The sequence below is a fragment of the Pseudoalteromonas sp. SG43-8 genome (genome assembly GCF_014164245.1).
Lineage (GTDB): Bacteria > Pseudomonadota > Gammaproteobacteria > Enterobacterales > Alteromonadaceae > Pseudoalteromonas > Pseudoalteromonas distincta.
On sequence record NZ_JACJEX010000019.1, the window covers coordinates 1 to 18,357 of the forward strand.

Below are 18,357 nucleotides of genomic sequence, written 5' to 3' on the forward strand. Positions count from 1 at the left end.
CACTGCTCTTATTTAAGCTTCCAGCTAGACGAGAGGATAGAAGATATCCCCGATGGGTTAAGCCAAAACCATCTAAGTATCCTCATAAAAAGAAAGATGCCAGTCAGCTTAACTGACTGGCATTACGCTAATGCGCCTTTTTTTATGTTTAAAATAAGTTAAGGAATGATTAAGTCACTAGGTAATACACTAGGGGGATAATATTGAGTAAGGATAACAAACATGGAAACGCATCAAGCAGTACATTCACGTAAAAAAGCACTTACAGGACTTAGTTTATTAGCACTGAGCGCTTTTGCTATAACCGGTTGTGATCAACAAACAAAGCCGACTGAAAATACAGAGCAAGCAAAATCAATATCGACTCTAACTACCCAAGTTAGCTACAAAGATCGCAGTATGCTTCGCCCCGGTTCACAGTTAATAGTTACGCTTTCGGATGTATCTAAAATGGATGTAAAAGCAGATATAATAACCCAAGAAGTGATTGATATTACCCAAGTCCCACCATTTACTGTAGAGCTAACTTATGATGCCAGTAAAGTTAACGATAAACACCGCTATAGCCTAAGCGCCAGAATCATAAATAAAGACAAAGTACTTTACACAAGTACCACAAATAACGACCCATTTAGAGAATCACAGCTAACTGGCCCTTATAAAATTGAGCTTTCAAAAGTATCCGTTGAAAAGCCAGACGTAACGCTTACAAACACGTACTGGAAAGCAATAACAATCAATGCTCAAACAGTAAATGTTACAACTAAAGAGCCGTTTATTCAGTTCGATAAAGACTACCGTGTTAATGGCTTTTTAGGCTGTAATAATTTTAGCGGAAGTTATAGCACCGAGCAGCACACAATTACACTTAGTCAGTTAGCGAGTACAAAAAAGATGTGTTCGGAGAATATGGACCAAGAGGCAGCTATGTCTAACGTACTTAACAATACTTCAAAGTGGGAAATTACAGGCGAGTCACTGAAACTTAAAAACAACAGCGGTAATACGCTTGCTACTTTTAACGCAGTTTATTTTAATTAATATTTAGCTCCCTAATATATGTATTACCTAACACATTCGTATATATTTCAAATAAAAATGCCCAGCAAAGCTGGGCATTTTATCATTCATTGTAAGCGCTATTTAAAGCTACTCATCAACGAGTTGTTCACTTCTGTAAAAACCACTTGGCTCACTTAACAAATCAACAAGTTCAGGCATTATTGCATCCATTGTTTGCTTTAGCTTCCATGGAGGGTTAATCACAATCATGCCAGATGCTGTCATGCCGTGTACGTCAGTATCCGCTTCAGTGCCTAATTCAAATAGCTGAATGTTGCGCATTCCTGAATCAATTAAGCCCTGCTCCATATTATCAATGCGCTCTCTGTCTACTACCGGATACCAAATCATATAAGTACCTGTAGCAAAACGCTGATGAGCTTTAATTAAGGTTTTTACAACCGTTTCGTAGTCATCTTTAATTTCGTACGGAGGGTCAATTAACACACACGCTCTGCGAGATGCTGGTGGTAATAATCCTACTAAGCCGGTAAAGCCATCTTCTCCGCGCACACGAATGGAGCGCTTACCTTGCATATTTTCTTCAAGTAATAATAAATCGCGCGGGTGCAGTTCAAAAAACCAACCCTTATCTTGGCGGCGCAAGTAATGCTCTGCAATTTTTGGTGAACCCGGATAAAATGCAAGTTCGTCAGTGTCGTTAAATGACTTAATTAATTCAATGTACTCATTAAGCTCAGCATGTTCACTTTTATGTTGCCAAAGTTTTTCAATACCATCTTGATACTCTTGCGTTTTTTGCGCATCAGCAGCTGCCAGTTCAAAAAAACCAGCACCTGAATGCGTGTCTATATAATCAAGCGGTTTATCTTTAATTGTTTGGTAATTTAGTACTTGTGCCAGTACTAAATGTTTAAGTACATCGGCAGGATTACCCGCATGAAATGAGTGTCTGTAACTAAGCATTATTTATTTTCGCCATACGCAATTTAATATCGTAAGTGAACCATAAGCACTAGGCTTTGGCAACTCACACCAAGATAAGAGAGTGTTAAAGTGAACCATTTCTGAATGAAAAAGCTCATATGCTGAATTATCCCTTAACGCAGAAGAAAAATCAGCTAAAACCACCGTAAATGCTGGCAAATCAACACACTTTGCTTTACATTTGCATGACATTAATTACAGTTATATGAGCGCCTTTATGAACAACACTACTCTTCAACAACTCGAACAACTGATCGATTCTTTAATCGAACGTAATAATCAATTACAAACAGATGTTGCTACTTTAAAAGAACAGAACACTAAACTAAGCGATGAAAACGAATTACTACAGCTTGAAGCTTTAGAAAATGAAGAAAAGCAAAAAGATGCCAGCACTACTTTATCTGGTCTTCTTGATAAATTACAAAGCGCACAACAGGCTAGCTAATGTCTGAGCTGCAAAACCAGCGGGTCACTGTTGAGTTGCTAGGTAAAGAGCAGCAATTTGCTTGCCCCGAAGGGCAGGAAGATGCATTAATAGCAGCAGCTAAAAATCTAAATGACTTAGTTGAGCAAATGAAACAACGCTCAACCGTTAGAAACGATCAAAAAGCCCTACTAATGGCAGCATTAAACTTAAGCCACGAATTGCTAGAAGCAAAAACACAGGCTACAGTTGAACAACAGCATCAAGACCAATTGATTGATAAACTCAGTCAGCATTTGGCAAATGACCCCAAACACCAAAAATAAAAAGCGCATACTGCGCTTTTTGTTTATTATTAAAGTAATTAAACCTCAGCGTAGAGATAATAAATGAAGTTAAAACTTTCAAACATAACCTCTTCATGTAAGCACTTACTATTGTCATGTACTTTGCTATTAATAGCACCTAGCACCTACGCTGCCGTTATTTGGAATACAATAAACCCTCATATTCAGTTTTTAAAGCAACAAGACAAGCTTCGCTTTTACGACTCTAACCAAGTATTAATTGAAGGCGAAAAATGTGCCCTACTGGTTGATACGAGTGCCAATTTTGCTGCAGTTGAACAACTTGCTGAAGATTTAAAAAAACGCCTTAAAACACCTTTATGCTATTTGGTTGCCACGCATTACCATGACGATCACTTGCTCGGTATGGCGGTTATGCAAAATTTTTATCCTGATGCCAAGCTCGTTGTTCATCAGCAAGTAAATAAAAATTTTAGCCTTTACCAAACAGCATATACCGACAAACTAGACACCTATGAAAAGAGCATTGAGCTGAGCTACCAACGATTAGCGAATGTACCCAAAGAAGAGCAACCTAAATGGCGTGATAAGTTGAAGCTTGCAAAAAAGCGACTTTTTCGCTGGCAGGAGTATCAGCTTAGCAAACCCGAAATAGTAATTAATAGTCGTAAAATTATCGACCTTGGTGGTTTTGAGGTAACGCTTGAGCCGCAGCAAGCCCATACTAACGGTGATTTAACTATTACTACTAATAATGGCAGTGTGCTGATTGGTGGCGATATCGTTGACTGGCTTCCTTACCCTGGACACGGTGAACTTAAAAGTTGGCAAACGTTGCTTAAGCAATATATTAACGACGAAAAGCTCACTATTATTATACCTGGCCACGGCGGCACATTAACAAAAGAGCAGCTGAAACAGCCACTATCATTTTTAACAGCCATAACAGAGCACGTTAAAAACAATAAAGATCAAAGTATTGAGCAGTTAATGCTATCGTTTCCTGAATCAGTTATTGAGCCTTATAAACAAGAAGCGCTTAATACAAAATCGAGCAACTTCTTTTTACAAGCTGGCCTAAATCGCGCAAAAAGCGCAGAATAACTCAACACAACGGATTGTGTTAAAATAATAAAAGGAATTTACAAAAGTGATCACTATGCGCAGTTTGGTTTTATGTTGTTTGGGTGTTTTGTTATTTGGTTGTCAATCAACGGAGCAAGAACCACAAGAAGCTCCACAAATATTTACTCATTTTGAGCCTGACTATACTTATGATACTGACGAGGAAATAGCTCAAACGCCTCAAGTTAATGAGATAGTTACGCCACTTCAATTCAAAAAAACAATCGTAAAAAAGCGCCCACCTAAAACCACCGATCTGTGGGTGCATATAGCCAATAATCTACACTTTACGATTTATCAAAATCGCGCCTTAAAAAAGCGTATCAGCTGGTATGCAAAGCAACCTAACTACTTACAAACGGTGAGCAAACGCGCAGCGCCTTATCTGTATCACATCGTAAAAAAAATTGAGCAAAAGCAATTACCTATGGAGCTCGCTTTACTACCATTTGTAGAAAGCGATTTTAGACCAACAATAGCCTCATCACAGCAAGCTGTTGGTGTTTGGCAATTAGTTGGCGCAACGGCGCATCACTTTGGTGTTAAATCAGATCAATGGTATGACGGGCGCCAAGACGTACTTGCTTCAACCGATGCTGCACTTGATTACTTAAGTTACTTACATAAACGCTTTGATGGTAATTGGCTACATGCTTTGGCCGCTTATAATAGTGGTGAGGGCCGTGTTAAACGCGCAATCGAAAAAAACAAAAAACGCGGTAAAAGTACCGATTACTGGTCGCTCAGTCTGCCAAAAGAAACCGCTGACTATGTACCCAAGTTACTCGCTTTAAGCTATTTAGTTAAACACCCACAAAAGGGCATTAAACGTCCAAAGCTTGCATATAAACCATTTACAACACAGATGAATATAGGCCAGCAGTTCGATTTTTCAGTCATAGCTAAGCTCTCTGGTATAGGTTCAAAGCAGTTACATGCTATTAATCAGGGGTATTTAAAAAATCAAAGCTCACCTAATGGGCCGCATACTTTACTGCTACCTATAGGACAAGAAGCATTATTAAAAAGTCAGTTTTTTAAATCAAATTTTGCTGGAGAGTACATCGTTAAACAAAACGATACGCTTTACAGTATCGCCAGGCGTTTTAGTATGTCTGTAAAAGCTTTAAAACAACTTAATAATAAAAATAATAATTTAATAGGTGTTGGAGAAAAGTTATTAGTTGGACAACCTAAAACCCTGCCAAGCACATTAACTGTTGATTACAAAATCAGCCCTTATTTAGAACACCAAGAGATTGCGATCCCCACCATTGAAATAGATTACGAAGTTAAGTCAGGCGATAGCCTTTGGAGTATAAGTCAGCTTTATGATGTACCTCATAGCGACTTGGCAAAATGGAACAAACTCTCTGCATCAAGTATTTTAAAGCCTGGCACTCAATTAGTACTGTTTATACCACAGGCTGAAAAGCAAAAAGCAGCACCAATAAAAAAAGATTTACTGCTAGATTTACAAAAAACACTAAATCAGCCACGTTAAGTTTATAAACACGTATATTTCGCGTAAAATTGCGCCCTAACATAGTTATTATTTGAAGAGACAAGCATGCAAATTAGCAAAAATTCAGCAGTTGAATTTCATTACACCCTTAGCGAAGCGGGCGAGCAAATTGAAAGTAGCACAAACGAAGCGCCACTTACTTACATTCATGGCAGCGAAGGCATGCTTCCTGGTTTAGAAAAAGCACTTGAAGGTAAAGAAGCTGGCGAAAAATTTAGTGTAACTCTAGAGCCAAGTGAATCGTACGGCGAGCGTGTTGATGACTTAATTCAACGTATTCCGCTTAAGCACCTACAAGGCGACGTTAAAGTATGGAAACCAGGTATGACAGCAATGGTTAGCTCTAACCAAGGTCGTCATCAGGTTACTATAGTTAAGGTTGGTCGTTTTAACGCAGATTGTGATTTAAACCACCCATTTGCGGGCAAAACACTAACGTTTGACGTTGAAGTTGTATCTGTACGTGAAGCGACGAGTGAAGAAGTTTCTCACGGACATGTGCACGCTGAAGGCGGCTGCGGTCACTCTCACTAGTTAGCAATAAAGGAAGTAAGTATGTCTAAAGTTGCAATAGTTACAGGTGGTACAAAAGGAATTGGTCTAGCCGTTGTAAAGCGTTTTCTAAGTAATGGCTATAAAGTACATAACCTTGATATAGAGCCAAGCGAAACTGGTATATTTCATCAGTGTGATGTAAGTGATGTATCGGCGGTACAAAGCTGCATCAACGCTATCTGTGAACAAAGCAAACGTATTGATGTACTTGTTTCTAATGCTGGAAAACACTTAAGCGCAAATATAGAAAGCACCGACGAGCAAACTCTCGATGCACTTTTTGCGCTTAATGTTAAAGGCGCCTATGCCGCAGTACAAAGCGTATTGCCAAGCATGAAAGCGCAAAATAGCGGCGCTATTATATTAGTCGCATCCGATCAAGCAATTATAGGTAAGCAAAACTCTTTTGCGTATAACCTAACAAAACATGCCCTTGCCTCAATGGCCAAAACAACGGCGCTTGATTACGCGAGCTTTAATATTAGAGTAAATGCGGTATGCCCTGGCACAATAGAAACCCCGCTATTTCATAACGCGATAGATGCGTACTGCGCAAAAAGTGGCGCAAACAAAGCAGAAATAGTTGCCGAGGAAGCAAGTCTTCAACCGCTTAACCGATTAGGTCAAGCCGATGAGGTTGCTGCTCTTGTGAGCTTTTTAGCAAGTGACGATGCCAGTTTTATTACAGGCAGCCTACAAAGTATTGATGGTGGTTACACTGCCCAATGAGCATGCAAATTATTGACCCTCATGTGCATTTTTTTAATCTTGCCGAGGGGCAATATACTTGGCTACAAGGCGAAAACCCACCAGCATGGCCTAACCTAGAAAGAATTAAACAACCAATAAGTGCAGAGGAACTTGTTAAAAGTACTGATTTTGAACTTGCGGGTATTGTGCACATTGAGGCTGGGTTTGATAATCAATCACCTATAAACGAGTTAAACTGGCTAAGCTCGCATTTAAAAAACCTTTCATTTAAGGCTATTAGTTACAACCAAATTGATGCGCCCGCAGAGCAATTTAATCACGCGCTAAATGCACTGGCTCATTCAAGCCTTTGTGGTATAAGAGATATAACCGAAGAAGATAATGCAGTGAGACTAAAAAGCCCTCATTGTATTAATAACCTTAATTTATTGGCTACAAATAAACTGCATTTTGAAGCTCAATTTGATATTGAAAATAGCGAAATAACCAAACAAATAGCTTACTACGCTAAGCAGCTACCGCAGCTTCAAATTATAATTAATCATGCAGGACTGCCAAGTAATTTAAATGACTGGCAACAAGGTGCTGAGTTACTTGCTCAGCACGACAACATAGCAATTAAATTCTCTGGTTTTGAATTACTACAACTTACCAGTGAGCAACAAGCAGCGTGTTTTAATATCCTTTTTAATCACTTTGGCCAGCAGCGTATTATGTTTGCAAGCAACTTTCCTGTGTGCCAAATAAATACAAGCTACAACACTCTATGGCACTCCCATAAGGCGTTATGCTCAAACGATAAGACATGGCATGACCTTAGCTATGCAAACGCTAAGCACTACTACCAAGTTTAAGTAAAACTAGTTATATTAAACTCTCTTTTTATAATAATACGGCCAATTTATGAAAATGTCCTTTTTACTAATCGTTGTATTTTCTGCGTTTTTTCTCAATGGCTGCATATCTCAAAATCCAGACCCTACACCTAAGCTGCAACATGCTCTACTGTCAAAGCCAAATAAAACAGCCGTTAGCAAAGCAATTAAAACACTTGTACATATACAAGAAACTCAATTAGCTGAGAATGTATTTACTACCAGCAGCACAGTAACCCTTAGCAATGTGGATGGTAATAATATTATCGACACGCAAAGTCGCAATACACCCGATCAGTTTGAATTGATGATTAAAGGCAAGCAATGCTATATACGCCACCTTGATAGTAAAGCCACTATTGAGCTTAAAGACGTAGAATGTAGAATTAACGAGTTATAACAAGCTAAAACTTTACCAAACAACTAAAAGCCGGTAAGTGACTAATCACTTACCGGCTTTTTAATGCATGACCTAAAGTTAGGTTAAAAGACTATTATTTTATTTCTACGCGTTGAGAACGCATAACAATCTCATCATTTAATTCAATACCCAACCCTGGCTCTTCTGACACTTCAAAGAAACCATTTTTAGGTTGTGGGTCTTGTAAACATAACTCGCGGTTCCACTTTTTAATCGCATAAGTGTGGTGCTCATGAATCAAAAAGTTAGGGATAGCCGTTTCTAAGTGCAGTGATGCTGCTGTTGCAACAGGCCCGCCACATACGTGAGCTTGAATACGCACATCAAAGATATCTGCGTAATCACATACTTTTTTAGTTTCGGTAAAGCCACCACATAAACCAATATCAGGTTGCAGAACATCAATACTTTGATCTTCTAAGTACGGGCGCACACCCCAGCGATTATACAAACGTTCACCACCAGCAATTGGCACATTAACTTTATCTGCTACTTTTGCATGCAATGAATGGTTTAAATAGTTAACTGGCTCTTCAAAGTACATACAGTCAAATTCTTCTGCAATTTCACCCAACTGAATGGCTGTTGTCACGCCAGGTAAACTGTGGCATTCAAAAATAATATCCACTTCGTCGCCTACTGCTTCGCGAATGGCTTGCATACGTGCACGGTATAGCTTCATTTCAGTGCGTGAGATTATTTTTGTACGGTCGTAATAAGTGTTACCGTCTTTATCGTACTGAATTGGATCTACTTTTACTGCATCGTAGCCTTCGGCCATCGCCTTTAAAGCCGCTTCTGCATATTCTTGCGGTTGTACTAGCGCTTTAAATTCGCTATCCCAGTCAAACTGTAATTGCGATGCGTAAGTGCGTAGTTTGTCGTTAACTTTACCGCCTAATAACTGGTATACAGGTAAACCAAGCGCTTTACCTTTTATATCCCAAAGTGCGGTATCAATTGCGCTCATTGCAGCATATACAACAGGTCCGCCGCCTAAACCCCAAAAACTTTCACGTAACATACGTGACCATAGTTTTTCTGTTTGAAATGGGTCGTGGCCGATTAAAAAGGCGTCGGCCATTTCTTTAATCATAGCCGCTGCAGCACTGTGACCTAAATCGTATGCAAGGCCGGCTTCGCCAACACCACTAATACCTTCGTCAGTATGAATTCGTACAAACACAGGTGTCCAAGAAGGTCTATCAGGACAGTGAATATCAAATACTTCAACGCGATTTACTTTCATTAAAATTCCTTATTAACCGCTATGGGTTATTTTGCAAAACTAGGGTCAAGTCGATACGCTTTTCGTAACATTGCTGGCCACGCAAGTTGCCCGCCGGTGCTGCCACTGTGTACTACGTTTGCTTGATTATAAATATTGTCGATTATAGGTTGCGGTACTTCAATCACCTCTTGCGAGCTTGATTGTAGCGCTAGTTGAATTTCACACGCTCGCTGTAAATCATAAAAGCGCATAAACGCATCGCCTACCGTTGGGCCTACTGTTAAGCCACCGTGATTTACCAATAACATATGGTTAGTGCTGCCCAAATCATCTTGCAGCACTTTTCGCTCGTCGTCGTTTACTGCAAGCCCTTCGTAGCCATGATAAGAAAGCGATGGCAGTGAAAACATTGAATATTGGCTAAGCGGTAATAAACCATTTTTTTGTGTAGCGACTGCGATTGTTTCTTTAGTATGAAGGTGAATAACACAATGAGCGTCTTCGCGTACCTCGTGAATCGCACTGTGAATAGTAAAACCAGCTGGATTAATACTAAATGGCGTATCGTCAATAATGTTACCGTCTAAGTCGACCTTTACTAAATTAGAGGCAGTTACTTCATCAAAGGTTAAACCAAACGCATTCACTAAGTAGTGGTCGGTGCCAGGCAAACGTGCTGATAAATGCGTATAGATTAAATCCCCCCAACGAAAGTGCTCTACCAGTCTATAACACGCGGCTAAATCAACACGAAGTTGCCACTCTTGTGCTGATACTTTATTTTTTAAATCGAGTTGGGGTAAATCAAACATAATAAGCCTTTTAAAAACGTACATTATTAACCTGTACGAACAGATGTTTAGAAGTCTAAAGCAGTCTCTATTTTATAGCAAACACCAAACAAAACAGCCACACTATTGTGTGGCTGTTTATAAAACTAAAATACCAATTGCATTAAAATGGTATAGCTGCGTAAATTATTTTACGTTAGCTAGGTAATCTGCAATTGCTTCAAACTCTTCATCAGTTACCGTTGCAACCATTGCTTTCATAGCCATGGTCATACCGTTATTACGTGCACCTGATTTGATGTCTTTCATTTGCGCTACTAAGTAGTCTTTGTTTTGACCGTTTAGTTTAGGGTACATACCCATAATTGGTGCTTTACCTTCAGCGCCATGACAAGTTTGACAATTCTTAGCGGTATAAAGTGCAGCGCCATCGGCAGCTGCTGCATTAAACGAGAAGCTTGCGGCTAAAGTAATACCCGCGCCTAATAGTAGTGTTTTCATCTTGCTCATTGTATTTACTCTTCTTTTTTGACGGTTAGAAAAACTGTTCTATTGATTGTAGTAAACAATCAAATAAAAAGCATACGTACGAAACGACGCTAGACGATCAACTTAACCAAAAACCGCTAACTCGTTTCTGTCTCACTTTTATATACTTTAGCAAATAAAAATGAGCTTACCCTTAATAACTATTACCACACTATATCATCTGGTACTTCAAAGTCTGCGTATGGGTCATCTTCATCTTTTGGTTTGTTTTCTGGCTCTACATGAAAAACAATATACTTTTCGTCAACTTCAGCCACTTTGCGTGCTGGTTCGTCGTCTAATACGTAAAATTGCCCTTCGAGTACACAAATAGCTAAACGACCGCCCGATAACGCTTTTTGCGTTTTCTCGTTAACGTCGATATTTTTTACTTTATTTTGATAAGTAAAATTAAATGTGCGCTCACCACGAATAGCGTCTTGATTGTGGTGTTCTAAAATTTGTTTAACACGCGCTTCTTGTTCGCGCTGCTTTAAGCTCACTTGGCGTGTTTGGTTAAGCTCTTCAGCTTTTTTTTGCTGCTCTAGCTTGGTTTGTTGAATATGCTTTTGCAGATCACTTGGGTTGCTAGTAGCCCCTTTCTTTTGCTTTTTTTGTTGCTTACGCTTTTCTGATTTAGCAACTTTAGCATTATGCGATGTTGTTAATCCTGCTTGAAGCAATTGGTCTTGTAATGAACCCATGACTTTGTTCCACTAAAAACTAATATTATCGCTATTTTAATCACCAACGAGTTCAAATAACAGCGCTATCGACATTAATCTAGCAAACTAGTTAAAACAAACCATGATATAGCGCAATGACTATGGTTTTAATTATGAATTAAAAGCAATTTTTAATACAATACCAGACAACCAATCAGCAAATGCACAAGCCATATAATGCGTTTACCTCATCTACTCGTTTGCTCGGTATTTATATTTTTTGTGCTTTATGCACCGCAACCCCTACTTAGCCTTTTTGCGAGCGAATTTAATGTAGCACCTGCGGTAGCTGGCAGCTTAATGACTGCAACTATGCTGCCCTTAGCCATTGCCCCGCTCGTTTATGGTTTATTTTTAGCAAAAATAAATCCACTACTTATATTACGTATTGCAATGGTGCTTTTAGGCCTTAGCTGCTTACTTTTTATTTATGTACCTAGCTTTGAGCTTTTATTATTAGTCAGATTTTTACAAGGTTTAACGCTCCCCGCAGCTTTAACAGCAATGACTAGCTATATAGGCATGAGTTATAGCGCTGATACACTTCAAAAAAATATGACCCTATATATTGGTAGCAGTATAGTTGGTGGTTACTTTGGACGTGTGCTTGCCGCTTTGTTTAGCGACTTATGGAATTGGCAGGGCTTTTATTACGTAATTGCTTTTATGCTTATTTGCTTAGCTTTGACAGTTAAGCATTCTCGCTTTACAAACCCAGCTAAACAGTCGCAGCTCTCCCCACTCGATTACATTAAACAACTTAAAGAAGGCGCTGTACTTAAAGTTTACGGCGCCGTTTTTTGTATGTTCTTTTGTTTCGCTGCACTGCTTAATTACTTACCGTTTATATTACAAAACACGTTTTTAATTACCAATACTCGTGACATAGGTTTAGTTTACAGTGGTTATTTAATTGGTGCCCTCGCCTCTATTGCTGCACCTTGGTTACTTAAAAAAGTCCCTTCGCCTTGGCATTTATTAACTGCGGTATTTAGTTTTTATAGTGTGAGTATTATTTTATTAATGAGCCATCAGCTTAGCTTATTTTTAATCGCATTTACTTTGTTTTGTGGTGCTATGTTTGTGATTCATTCAACTGCCGCACCGCTCGTTAATAAAATCAGTAAAGCCCCACCAAGTGTAACCAATGGCGGATATGTATCGTTTTATTACAGTGGTGGCTCATTGGGGTCGTTATTACCCGGTGTGGTATACCAACATCATGGGCAAACAGCGTTTATGTTTACGCTGCTTGCGGTTTGCTTATGTGGTTTATCGTTAATTATGTGGGCTTATTTTGAGGGTAAAAATACAACGCGCGGTTGATGCTTTGTGTAATTAAAAAATGTTTCTAAATCAGCTTTACTAAGCAACCATGTTTGGGTGTTTTCAAACGGATGACAATGAAACAAATCACCGTGCCAAATATCTTGGTCAACCCATAAGCTCACTTCGTTTTGCTTATCATTTAAAAGAGCCAACATAGATACACACCCAGGAGCCACTTTTAAATACGTTGCTAAGCGCTCACTCGATGCAAACCCTAAACGCGAAAGCCCTTGTTGCTTTGATAGTGCCTTTAAGTCGAGTTGCTTATTGTGCGCTGTAATAACTAAAAAGTGTCGCCTGCCTTCGTTATCGCGTAAAAATAGGTTTTTAAGACGAGTACCTGGGCGCTCAATCATAAACTCATCAGCCGCTAAGCTAGTATGCAGCGGCGGATGCTCTATTACATCATAGTTAATATCTAGGTGCGCCAAAATCTCTGCTAACTTAGTTTTATCCGCCAACATATTACAAACAACGCCCTCTTAGTTGTACACTCAAATCTCGCCATAAAACATCATTAACTTCATGCTTATTGTCGCAATACTTACGATCTTTTAGTTCTTGATTTAATAATTCAACTGCTTGGTCTTCTAGCTGTAACTTCAGAATGCTCGATTCTTCAAAATGCTCTTTCTCTATATACTGCTTAACCTCACCACGACTTGGTCTCTTATTAGGACCACGGTCAAGGTTAAAGTTTTCACGATGCTTAGCTTTTACCGAAACAACATAAGCAAAAAGCTTATTGCCTTGCTCATCTTGCTTTTCGTGAAACTGTTTATTATTTATTTTAAAAGGCGGCTCATCATTTGAGGCACAGCCAGCGAGTAAAACCATAAGCGCTAGAACATATTTTTTCATTGTTTTTTATCGTTTTAGTTTTGAATTAAGCCGAGTCTAACAAAAATTGACGTAAACAGTGAAAATTTACGAAAAAATACTTGACCAAATTTATAAAAAAACTTAAAGTTCGTCCCGCTTGGAACTCAGCAGTCAAGCAGTTACATTATATGTAACTTAGGAATGTGGGGCTATAGCTCAGCTGGGAGAGCGCCTGCCTTGCACGCAGGAGGTCAGCAGTTCGATCCTGCTTAGCTCCACCACTTTCCTACTCCTTTTCAAATTCGTTCTACTCTTCTATTTTTCCACTGTTTTTATTATTTTTTGACACCCTAACATTCTAATTTTTCATTCTATATAATTTTAAATTTATCCATTCAACTTGTGTCTTTACAAGTTCTTAGCTATACATAATATCACACATTAGTACTTTAGGCTTAACATGGACAACCCTAAGCGTTCAACGCTAAAAAAGCTAGCTGCAATAGGTTTAACAGCAGGTGCAATAACACATGCGCCTTATGTTTTTGCCAGAAAAAAAGTCACATTAAGAGTGCTTGGTACGCATGTAACACTCCAAGAGGCTATCCGCAAGCAAGCGATGAGTGACTTGGGTATTAATATAGAATTTACTCCCGCAGGCAGCGCTGCTGTTTTGCAAAAGGCATCAATGGACCCTAGCTCCTTTGATTTATACGAACAGTGGTCAAACAGCATTAATGTGCTTTGGGATGCAGGTTCCATTCAGCCAATAGAAAAAAAACGACTCACCTACTTTAACGAAATAAATCCACTTACTAAAACGGGAAAACTAACCGAAACTGCAAGTATTGGTGCAGGTGATGCCCCCTATAAATTATTAAATGTTCAACCCGATGGCACGTTAAGCGCACAAGAAAGCGATCATATTAGCTTTTTACCTTATGTGCATAATGTTGACTCTTTTGGTTACAACACCGACTTTATTAAGCCCGGTATAGCATACGAAACAGAAAGCTGGAGTTGGCTGCTTGATGACGAGAACAGAGGTAAAGTAGCTATTGTAAATGCGCCTACCATTGGATTATTTGACCTAGCCCTAGCAGCACAAAGTAAAGGGCTTATAAAATTTAACAATATAGGTGCAATGACCCGCCCAGAACTTGATAGATTGTTTAGTATATTACTCGACTTTAAACGCCAAGGTCACTTTAGTGGCTATTGGAACTCGGTTCCTGAGTCGATTGAATTTATGAAAAGTAAACGAGCCCATATAGAAAGTATGTTTTCGCCTGCAGTTTCTGCATTAAACAGCCAAAATATTAATGTTCAATTTGCCGCGCCAAAAGAAGGCTACCGAGGCTGGCATGGTGTTATGTGTTTATCGTCACAAATACAAAGTAGCGCAAAAGATGCAGCTTACGATTATATGAATTGGTGGCTTTCAGGCTGGCCTGGTGCATTTATTGCTCGCCAAGGTTATTACATTAGTAACCCGCAGCGCTCTAAACTACTCCTATCTCAGTCTGAATGGGATTACTGGTACGGTGGAAAAGCAACAAACATAGATTTATTAAATACCAATGGCGACGTAGCTGTAAAAGCAGGTGGGCAACGTAATGGCGGTAGTTACCATAAACGCTTTAGTAATGTAGCTGTGTGGAATACAGTTATGCCAACCTATGACTACAGCCTGCAAAAATGGTATGAGTTGATTAGCCGATAATGATAATAAACTCAATTAAATCAAAAATAATATTAGCTCTGTGTTCGCTGATTGGATTACTTCTTTTACAGAGCTATTTGTTTAACTATTCGCAAACGTCTTTACTTAACTTGCAAAAATCGCAACATAACGCGCTTATTCAAAGTGAAGCTGTAACTAACTTAGAAAAAGATATTATTTCCCTGCAAGGGCATGCAGTTTCATTTATTGACAATGCAAATGAAAATACGATTACCAAATTTAATTTTTACTTAAATAAGGCAAATCTAAATCTCGAGCAGCTAAAAACAAACACTCAAAACCAGACCCCTGAGTATCAAAACTCACTAATACGCCTTGGCGAGTATTTAAATAATTACCAAGATACATTTGGCCAAGTTGTCGTAAACAGACAAAAACGCGAACGCCTTTACACTACTCAGTTCAAACAGCCTATTGATGATCTGCAGGTAACAATTAGTGATTTAGAAGGGTCTTCAAACAATGATAATAAAGTTATTTTTAACGATGTTTTACTCACAATAAGTAATTTAAAACACGCAATTATAAGCTATCTCTATAAACCTAATTTTGATGAAGCACAAAATGTAAAACAAAACTTAAATCACTTACATAAAAAACTAACGAGCACCTCTGTAATAAATGAATTCCTCTCCAATAAAACAACAAGCTTAAAACAAGCTTATAACCAACTTGTATTACTCACCCGTAGCTACACTTTTTCTGTAAATGTAGTGCTTACAGGCATAGAAAACGAATTGCTGTATTTAACTAATGAAATTAAAAACATAGAAAAAAATAAACTTATCAAAACAGAAGAGCTACTAAGTAGCCACTTAACAAAAAATACAGAACAGGCAAATATATTTGCCGTTTTAATTATGTTAATCATTTTATTTTTAAGCTATTTTATTTTTAGATCGGTTATAAAACCAATTACTCAGCTCACTTTATTACTTAAAGATATGAATAGCGAAAAGCCAGTAACTATTTCAAATAACAGCCAAAATCAAACTGAAATAGCATCGGTAATAAAAGCAGCTAATGCTTTATATTTAAAAAATAAGCAAACCAAAGAGCTACTCAATGAAACCCGCGTATTAAATTCCCAAATGGAAGCAATGAATGCCGACCTGACGAGCGCTATGGAGCAAACCGATAAAGCCAATAAAACAAAAATAGATTTTGTAGCCAATATGAGTCATGAACTTCGCACCCCAATGAATGGCATATTAGGTATGTTGCAACTTTTACAAAGCAGCGAGCTTCCCTCAAGGCAAAAACACTACGCAGATAAAGCTTTTTCAAGTGCTCAAAATTTATTGCAGATCTTAAATAATATTCTAGATTTTTCTAAGCTAGAATCGGAAAAAGTCCAGTTAGAGCAAATCCCTTTTACTTTACATACTATTGTTTCTAACGTTCAAAATTTATTCTCAACAAATGCCAAGCAAAAAGGTTTGTTATTAAACTTTACTTTACACGTTGATGCAGGGCTTGAACTTATTGGCGACCCAATGCACTTAAGCCAAATAATAAATAACTGTGTAGGTAACGCAATTAAGTTTACTGAGCATGGTGAAATATCATTAATTATAGAAGCGACATCTCAACACGAAAAAACAATAAACCTTCGCTTTAGTATAAAAGACACGGGTATTGGGATGACGCAAGAGCAATCAAAAATTATATTCCAGTCTTTCTCGCAAGGTGACTCAAGCACAACAAGAAAGTATGGTGGGACCGGTTTAGGACTCACTATAAGCAAACAATTAACTAAATTGCTGGGCGGAGATATACAAGTAAGGAGCACGATTAATCAAGGTAGCGAGTTTTTCTTTACTTTACCCTTTACTTTATCTGAGCAACAAAAGCTTAAAAAACACGCCTTATTAATTAGCCCCGATAATGAGCAAATTAAAAAATTAATGGACTTACTAAGTGATATAAATATAACGACAGAAACAACACAAGAACCATTAAGAGCCATTGCAAAAATGTCTCAGCCTAGTAGCCCATTTAGTATTGTAATAATGTCGATAGAAAAAAAAGAGCTCAACGATAACTTTATTTTACAACAACTGTACGCTCAAAATAAAAACGTTAATGAAAAATTGACACTGATTTTATTAATTACCGATGAAGAGTCTCCTGAGCCAATTGCAAAAAATGAAAATATAGACATTATAATTATCGGTAATAAAAATAGTGAAGTTGAAGTTTTAAGAAAGCTTTCACCAAATAATTTCAAAGAAAAGCAATTAAAGCCTCACCCTAAATTCTCGGGTTTTAATGCATTAGTTGTTGATGATAATAGAATTAACCAAGAAATAGCCTCCGCCCTTTTAGCAAGATTAGATATGACCGTGATCATTGCTGATAATGGACATGATGCATTAGATAAAGTCGAGATAAATGACATCGATATTATTTTTATGGATGTTCAAATGCCAGTTATGGATGGGCTTGAAGCAACAAGCATATTAAGAGAACGAGGCTACAAAACTCCCATAATTGCCATTACGGCAGCCGCAGATCCTAATGATAAAAAAGCAGCGTTTAGAGCGGGTATGGATGACTTTTTAGTAAAACCGATTATTTTTGATGCGCTTTACGAAAGTATTGAAAAGCATCTGCAAAGTAGCGAATCTCTGAGCACTATAAACCTGCCTTTAGCAAAAGAAAACCTAGAAAACAATGACGAATTGTTAGCTAAATTATTTACTCAGTTTGTCAACGATTACAATGACTTTTCGATTAAAGCTGATATATTAATCAAAAATGGAGAGTTAGAAAGCTTAATTCGACTAGTACATACACTCAAAGGCTTGGCCGGCACATTAGGCTTTGAGCTACTGCAACAAAGCGCGCAAAGTGTTGAGGAAAGCTTAATAGATAAGAAAAGTATTAATTTATCTCATTTTAATGAGCAATTAATACTTACACTTTTTGCTGTAAAACAATTTTTGATAGCTGATAGCTTTAAAAAAGAACATATACAGCAACATGAACTAGAAAACGAAGACTCGGTTATTGATAATATATACTCATTAGCATTAACGGCTCGCCCCGTACCTAGCAGTTTGGTTAGACAGCTAGAAATGAATCAATATGATAGAGGCCACTCTCTATTTAAGCTCAAAGAAGCAATTGATCACTTTAACTACGCGTTAGTAATTGAGCTTATTGATAAGTATAGAAACGATAATAAAAATTAGGCATAACCACTAACCTGAACTAGATTTAATATT

The 18,357-nt window shown here is 38.0% G+C and carries 19 protein-coding genes and 1 tRNA gene; 13 read left to right on the plus strand and 7 right to left on the minus strand.

Annotated features, from left to right (window positions below; genetic code table 11):
• The first annotated feature begins 222 nt into the window (after positions 1–222).
• Positions 223–1,041: an META domain-containing protein gene (locus H5122_RS18880; RefSeq protein ID WP_182682971.1), complete on the plus strand. Its 819-nt coding sequence runs from the start codon at positions 223–225 to the stop codon at positions 1,039–1,041.
• 108 nt (positions 1,042–1,149) lie between these two features.
• Here H5122_RS18880 and H5122_RS18885 read toward each other — a convergent pair whose 3' ends face one another.
• Positions 1,150–1,989, minus strand: a complete 840-nt coding sequence (locus H5122_RS18885) for a 23S rRNA (adenine(2030)-N(6))-methyltransferase RlmJ (protein WP_182682970.1) — start codon at positions 1,987–1,989, stop codon at positions 1,150–1,152.
• A gap of 238 nt (positions 1,990–2,227) precedes the next feature.
• On the opposite strand from H5122_RS18885, the gene zapB reads away from it, so the two are divergent.
• The 8 genes from zapB to H5122_RS18925 all read left to right on the plus strand — a co-directional run bounded on the left by zapB (position 2,228) and on the right by H5122_RS18925 (position 7,936).
• Positions 2,228–2,458, plus strand: coding sequence for a cell division protein ZapB (gene zapB / locus H5122_RS18890; protein ID WP_002957855.1), 231 nt, complete (start codon positions 2,228–2,230; stop codon positions 2,456–2,458).
• Positions 2,458–2,763: a cell division protein ZapA gene (locus tag H5122_RS18895; RefSeq protein ID WP_002957856.1), complete on the plus strand. Its 306-nt coding sequence runs from the start codon at positions 2,458–2,460 to the stop codon at positions 2,761–2,763. The genes zapB and H5122_RS18895 overlap by 1 nt, the downstream gene beginning before the upstream one ends.
• A 63-nt stretch (positions 2,764–2,826) precedes the next feature.
• A complete protein-coding gene (locus H5122_RS18900) occupies positions 2,827–3,849 on the plus strand; it encodes an MBL fold metallo-hydrolase (protein WP_182682969.1) in 1,023 nt (340 codons plus the stop codon).
• Between the two features lie 55 nt (positions 3,850–3,904).
• Complete coding sequence (locus tag H5122_RS18905) at positions 3,905–5,374, plus strand: LysM peptidoglycan-binding domain-containing protein (protein ID WP_182675627.1); 1,470 nt, start codon at positions 3,905–3,907, stop codon at positions 5,372–5,374.
• A 66-nt stretch (positions 5,375–5,440) separates the two neighbouring features.
• Entirely contained in the window at positions 5,441–5,929 is a 489-nt protein-coding gene (locus H5122_RS18910; RefSeq protein WP_002957860.1) for a peptidylprolyl isomerase, read from the plus strand.
• A gap of 21 nt (positions 5,930–5,950) precedes the next feature.
• A complete protein-coding gene (locus tag H5122_RS18915) occupies positions 5,951–6,679 on the plus strand; it encodes an SDR family NAD(P)-dependent oxidoreductase (RefSeq protein WP_182682968.1) in 729 nt (242 codons plus the stop codon).
• On the plus strand, positions 6,676–7,515 hold the full coding sequence (locus H5122_RS18920; protein ID WP_182682967.1) for an amidohydrolase: 840 nt from the start codon (positions 6,676–6,678) through the stop codon (positions 7,513–7,515). Before H5122_RS18915 ends, H5122_RS18920 begins: the two co-directional genes overlap by 4 nt.
• Before the next feature lie 49 nt (positions 7,516–7,564).
• On the plus strand, positions 7,565–7,936 hold the full coding sequence (locus H5122_RS18925; RefSeq protein WP_182682966.1) for a hypothetical protein: 372 nt from the start codon (positions 7,565–7,567) through the stop codon (positions 7,934–7,936).
• A 94-nt stretch (positions 7,937–8,030) separates the two neighbouring features.
• Here H5122_RS18925 and H5122_RS18930 read toward each other — a convergent pair whose 3' ends face one another.
• The 4 genes from H5122_RS18930 to H5122_RS18945 all read right to left on the minus strand — a co-directional run bounded on the left by H5122_RS18930 (position 8,031) and on the right by H5122_RS18945 (position 11,211).
• Positions 8,031–9,206, minus strand: coding sequence for a mandelate racemase/muconate lactonizing enzyme family protein (locus tag H5122_RS18930; RefSeq protein WP_007375956.1), 1,176 nt, complete (start codon positions 9,204–9,206; stop codon positions 8,031–8,033).
• Positions 9,207–9,232: 26 nt separating this feature from the next.
• Positions 9,233–10,000: a class II aldolase/adducin family protein gene (locus H5122_RS18935; protein WP_010554363.1), complete on the minus strand. Its 768-nt coding sequence runs from the start codon at positions 9,998–10,000 to the stop codon at positions 9,233–9,235.
• A 165-nt stretch (positions 10,001–10,165) separates the two neighbouring features.
• Entirely contained in the window at positions 10,166–10,489 is a 324-nt protein-coding gene (locus tag H5122_RS18940) for a c-type cytochrome (RefSeq protein ID WP_002957866.1), read from the minus strand.
• A 182-nt stretch (positions 10,490–10,671) separates the two neighbouring features.
• On the minus strand, positions 10,672–11,211 hold the full coding sequence (locus tag H5122_RS18945) for a DUF2058 domain-containing protein (protein WP_002957867.1): 540 nt from the start codon (positions 11,209–11,211) through the stop codon (positions 10,672–10,674).
• A gap of 198 nt (positions 11,212–11,409) precedes the next feature.
• On the opposite strand from H5122_RS18945, the gene H5122_RS18950 reads away from it, so the two are divergent.
• Positions 11,410–12,558: an MFS transporter gene (locus tag H5122_RS18950; protein WP_182682965.1), complete on the plus strand. Its 1,149-nt coding sequence runs from the start codon at positions 11,410–11,412 to the stop codon at positions 12,556–12,558.
• Here H5122_RS18950 and H5122_RS18955 read toward each other — a convergent pair.
• Positions 12,525–13,025 (minus strand): prolyl-tRNA synthetase associated domain-containing protein, encoded by a 501-nt coding sequence (locus H5122_RS18955; RefSeq protein WP_182682964.1) that lies wholly within the window; start codon positions 13,023–13,025, stop codon positions 12,525–12,527. The two genes, H5122_RS18950 and H5122_RS18955, sit on opposite strands and share 34 nt — an antisense overlap.
• 1 nt (position 13,026) lies before the next feature.
• On the minus strand, positions 13,027–13,422 hold the full coding sequence (locus tag H5122_RS18960) for a hypothetical protein (protein ID WP_182682963.1): 396 nt from the start codon (positions 13,420–13,422) through the stop codon (positions 13,027–13,029).
• Between the two features lie 166 nt (positions 13,423–13,588).
• Here H5122_RS18960 and H5122_RS18965 point away from each other — a divergent pair.
• The 3 genes from H5122_RS18965 (at position 13,589) to H5122_RS18975 (ending at position 18,324) form a co-directional block, all read left to right on the plus strand.
• Positions 13,589–13,664, plus strand: a tRNA-Ala gene (locus tag H5122_RS18965).
• A 179-nt stretch (positions 13,665–13,843) separates the two neighbouring features.
• Positions 13,844–15,106 carry a PotD/PotF family extracellular solute-binding protein gene (locus H5122_RS18970; protein ID WP_182671467.1) on the plus strand — a complete coding sequence of 421 codons (1,263 nt, stop codon included), beginning with the start codon at positions 13,844–13,846 and terminating at the stop codon, positions 15,104–15,106.
• Positions 15,106–18,324 (plus strand): ATP-binding protein, encoded by a 3,219-nt coding sequence (locus H5122_RS18975; RefSeq protein ID WP_182682962.1) that lies wholly within the window; start codon positions 15,106–15,108, stop codon positions 18,322–18,324. The genes H5122_RS18970 and H5122_RS18975 overlap by 1 nt, the downstream gene beginning before the upstream one ends.
• The last annotated feature ends 33 nt before the right edge of the window (positions 18,325–18,357 follow it).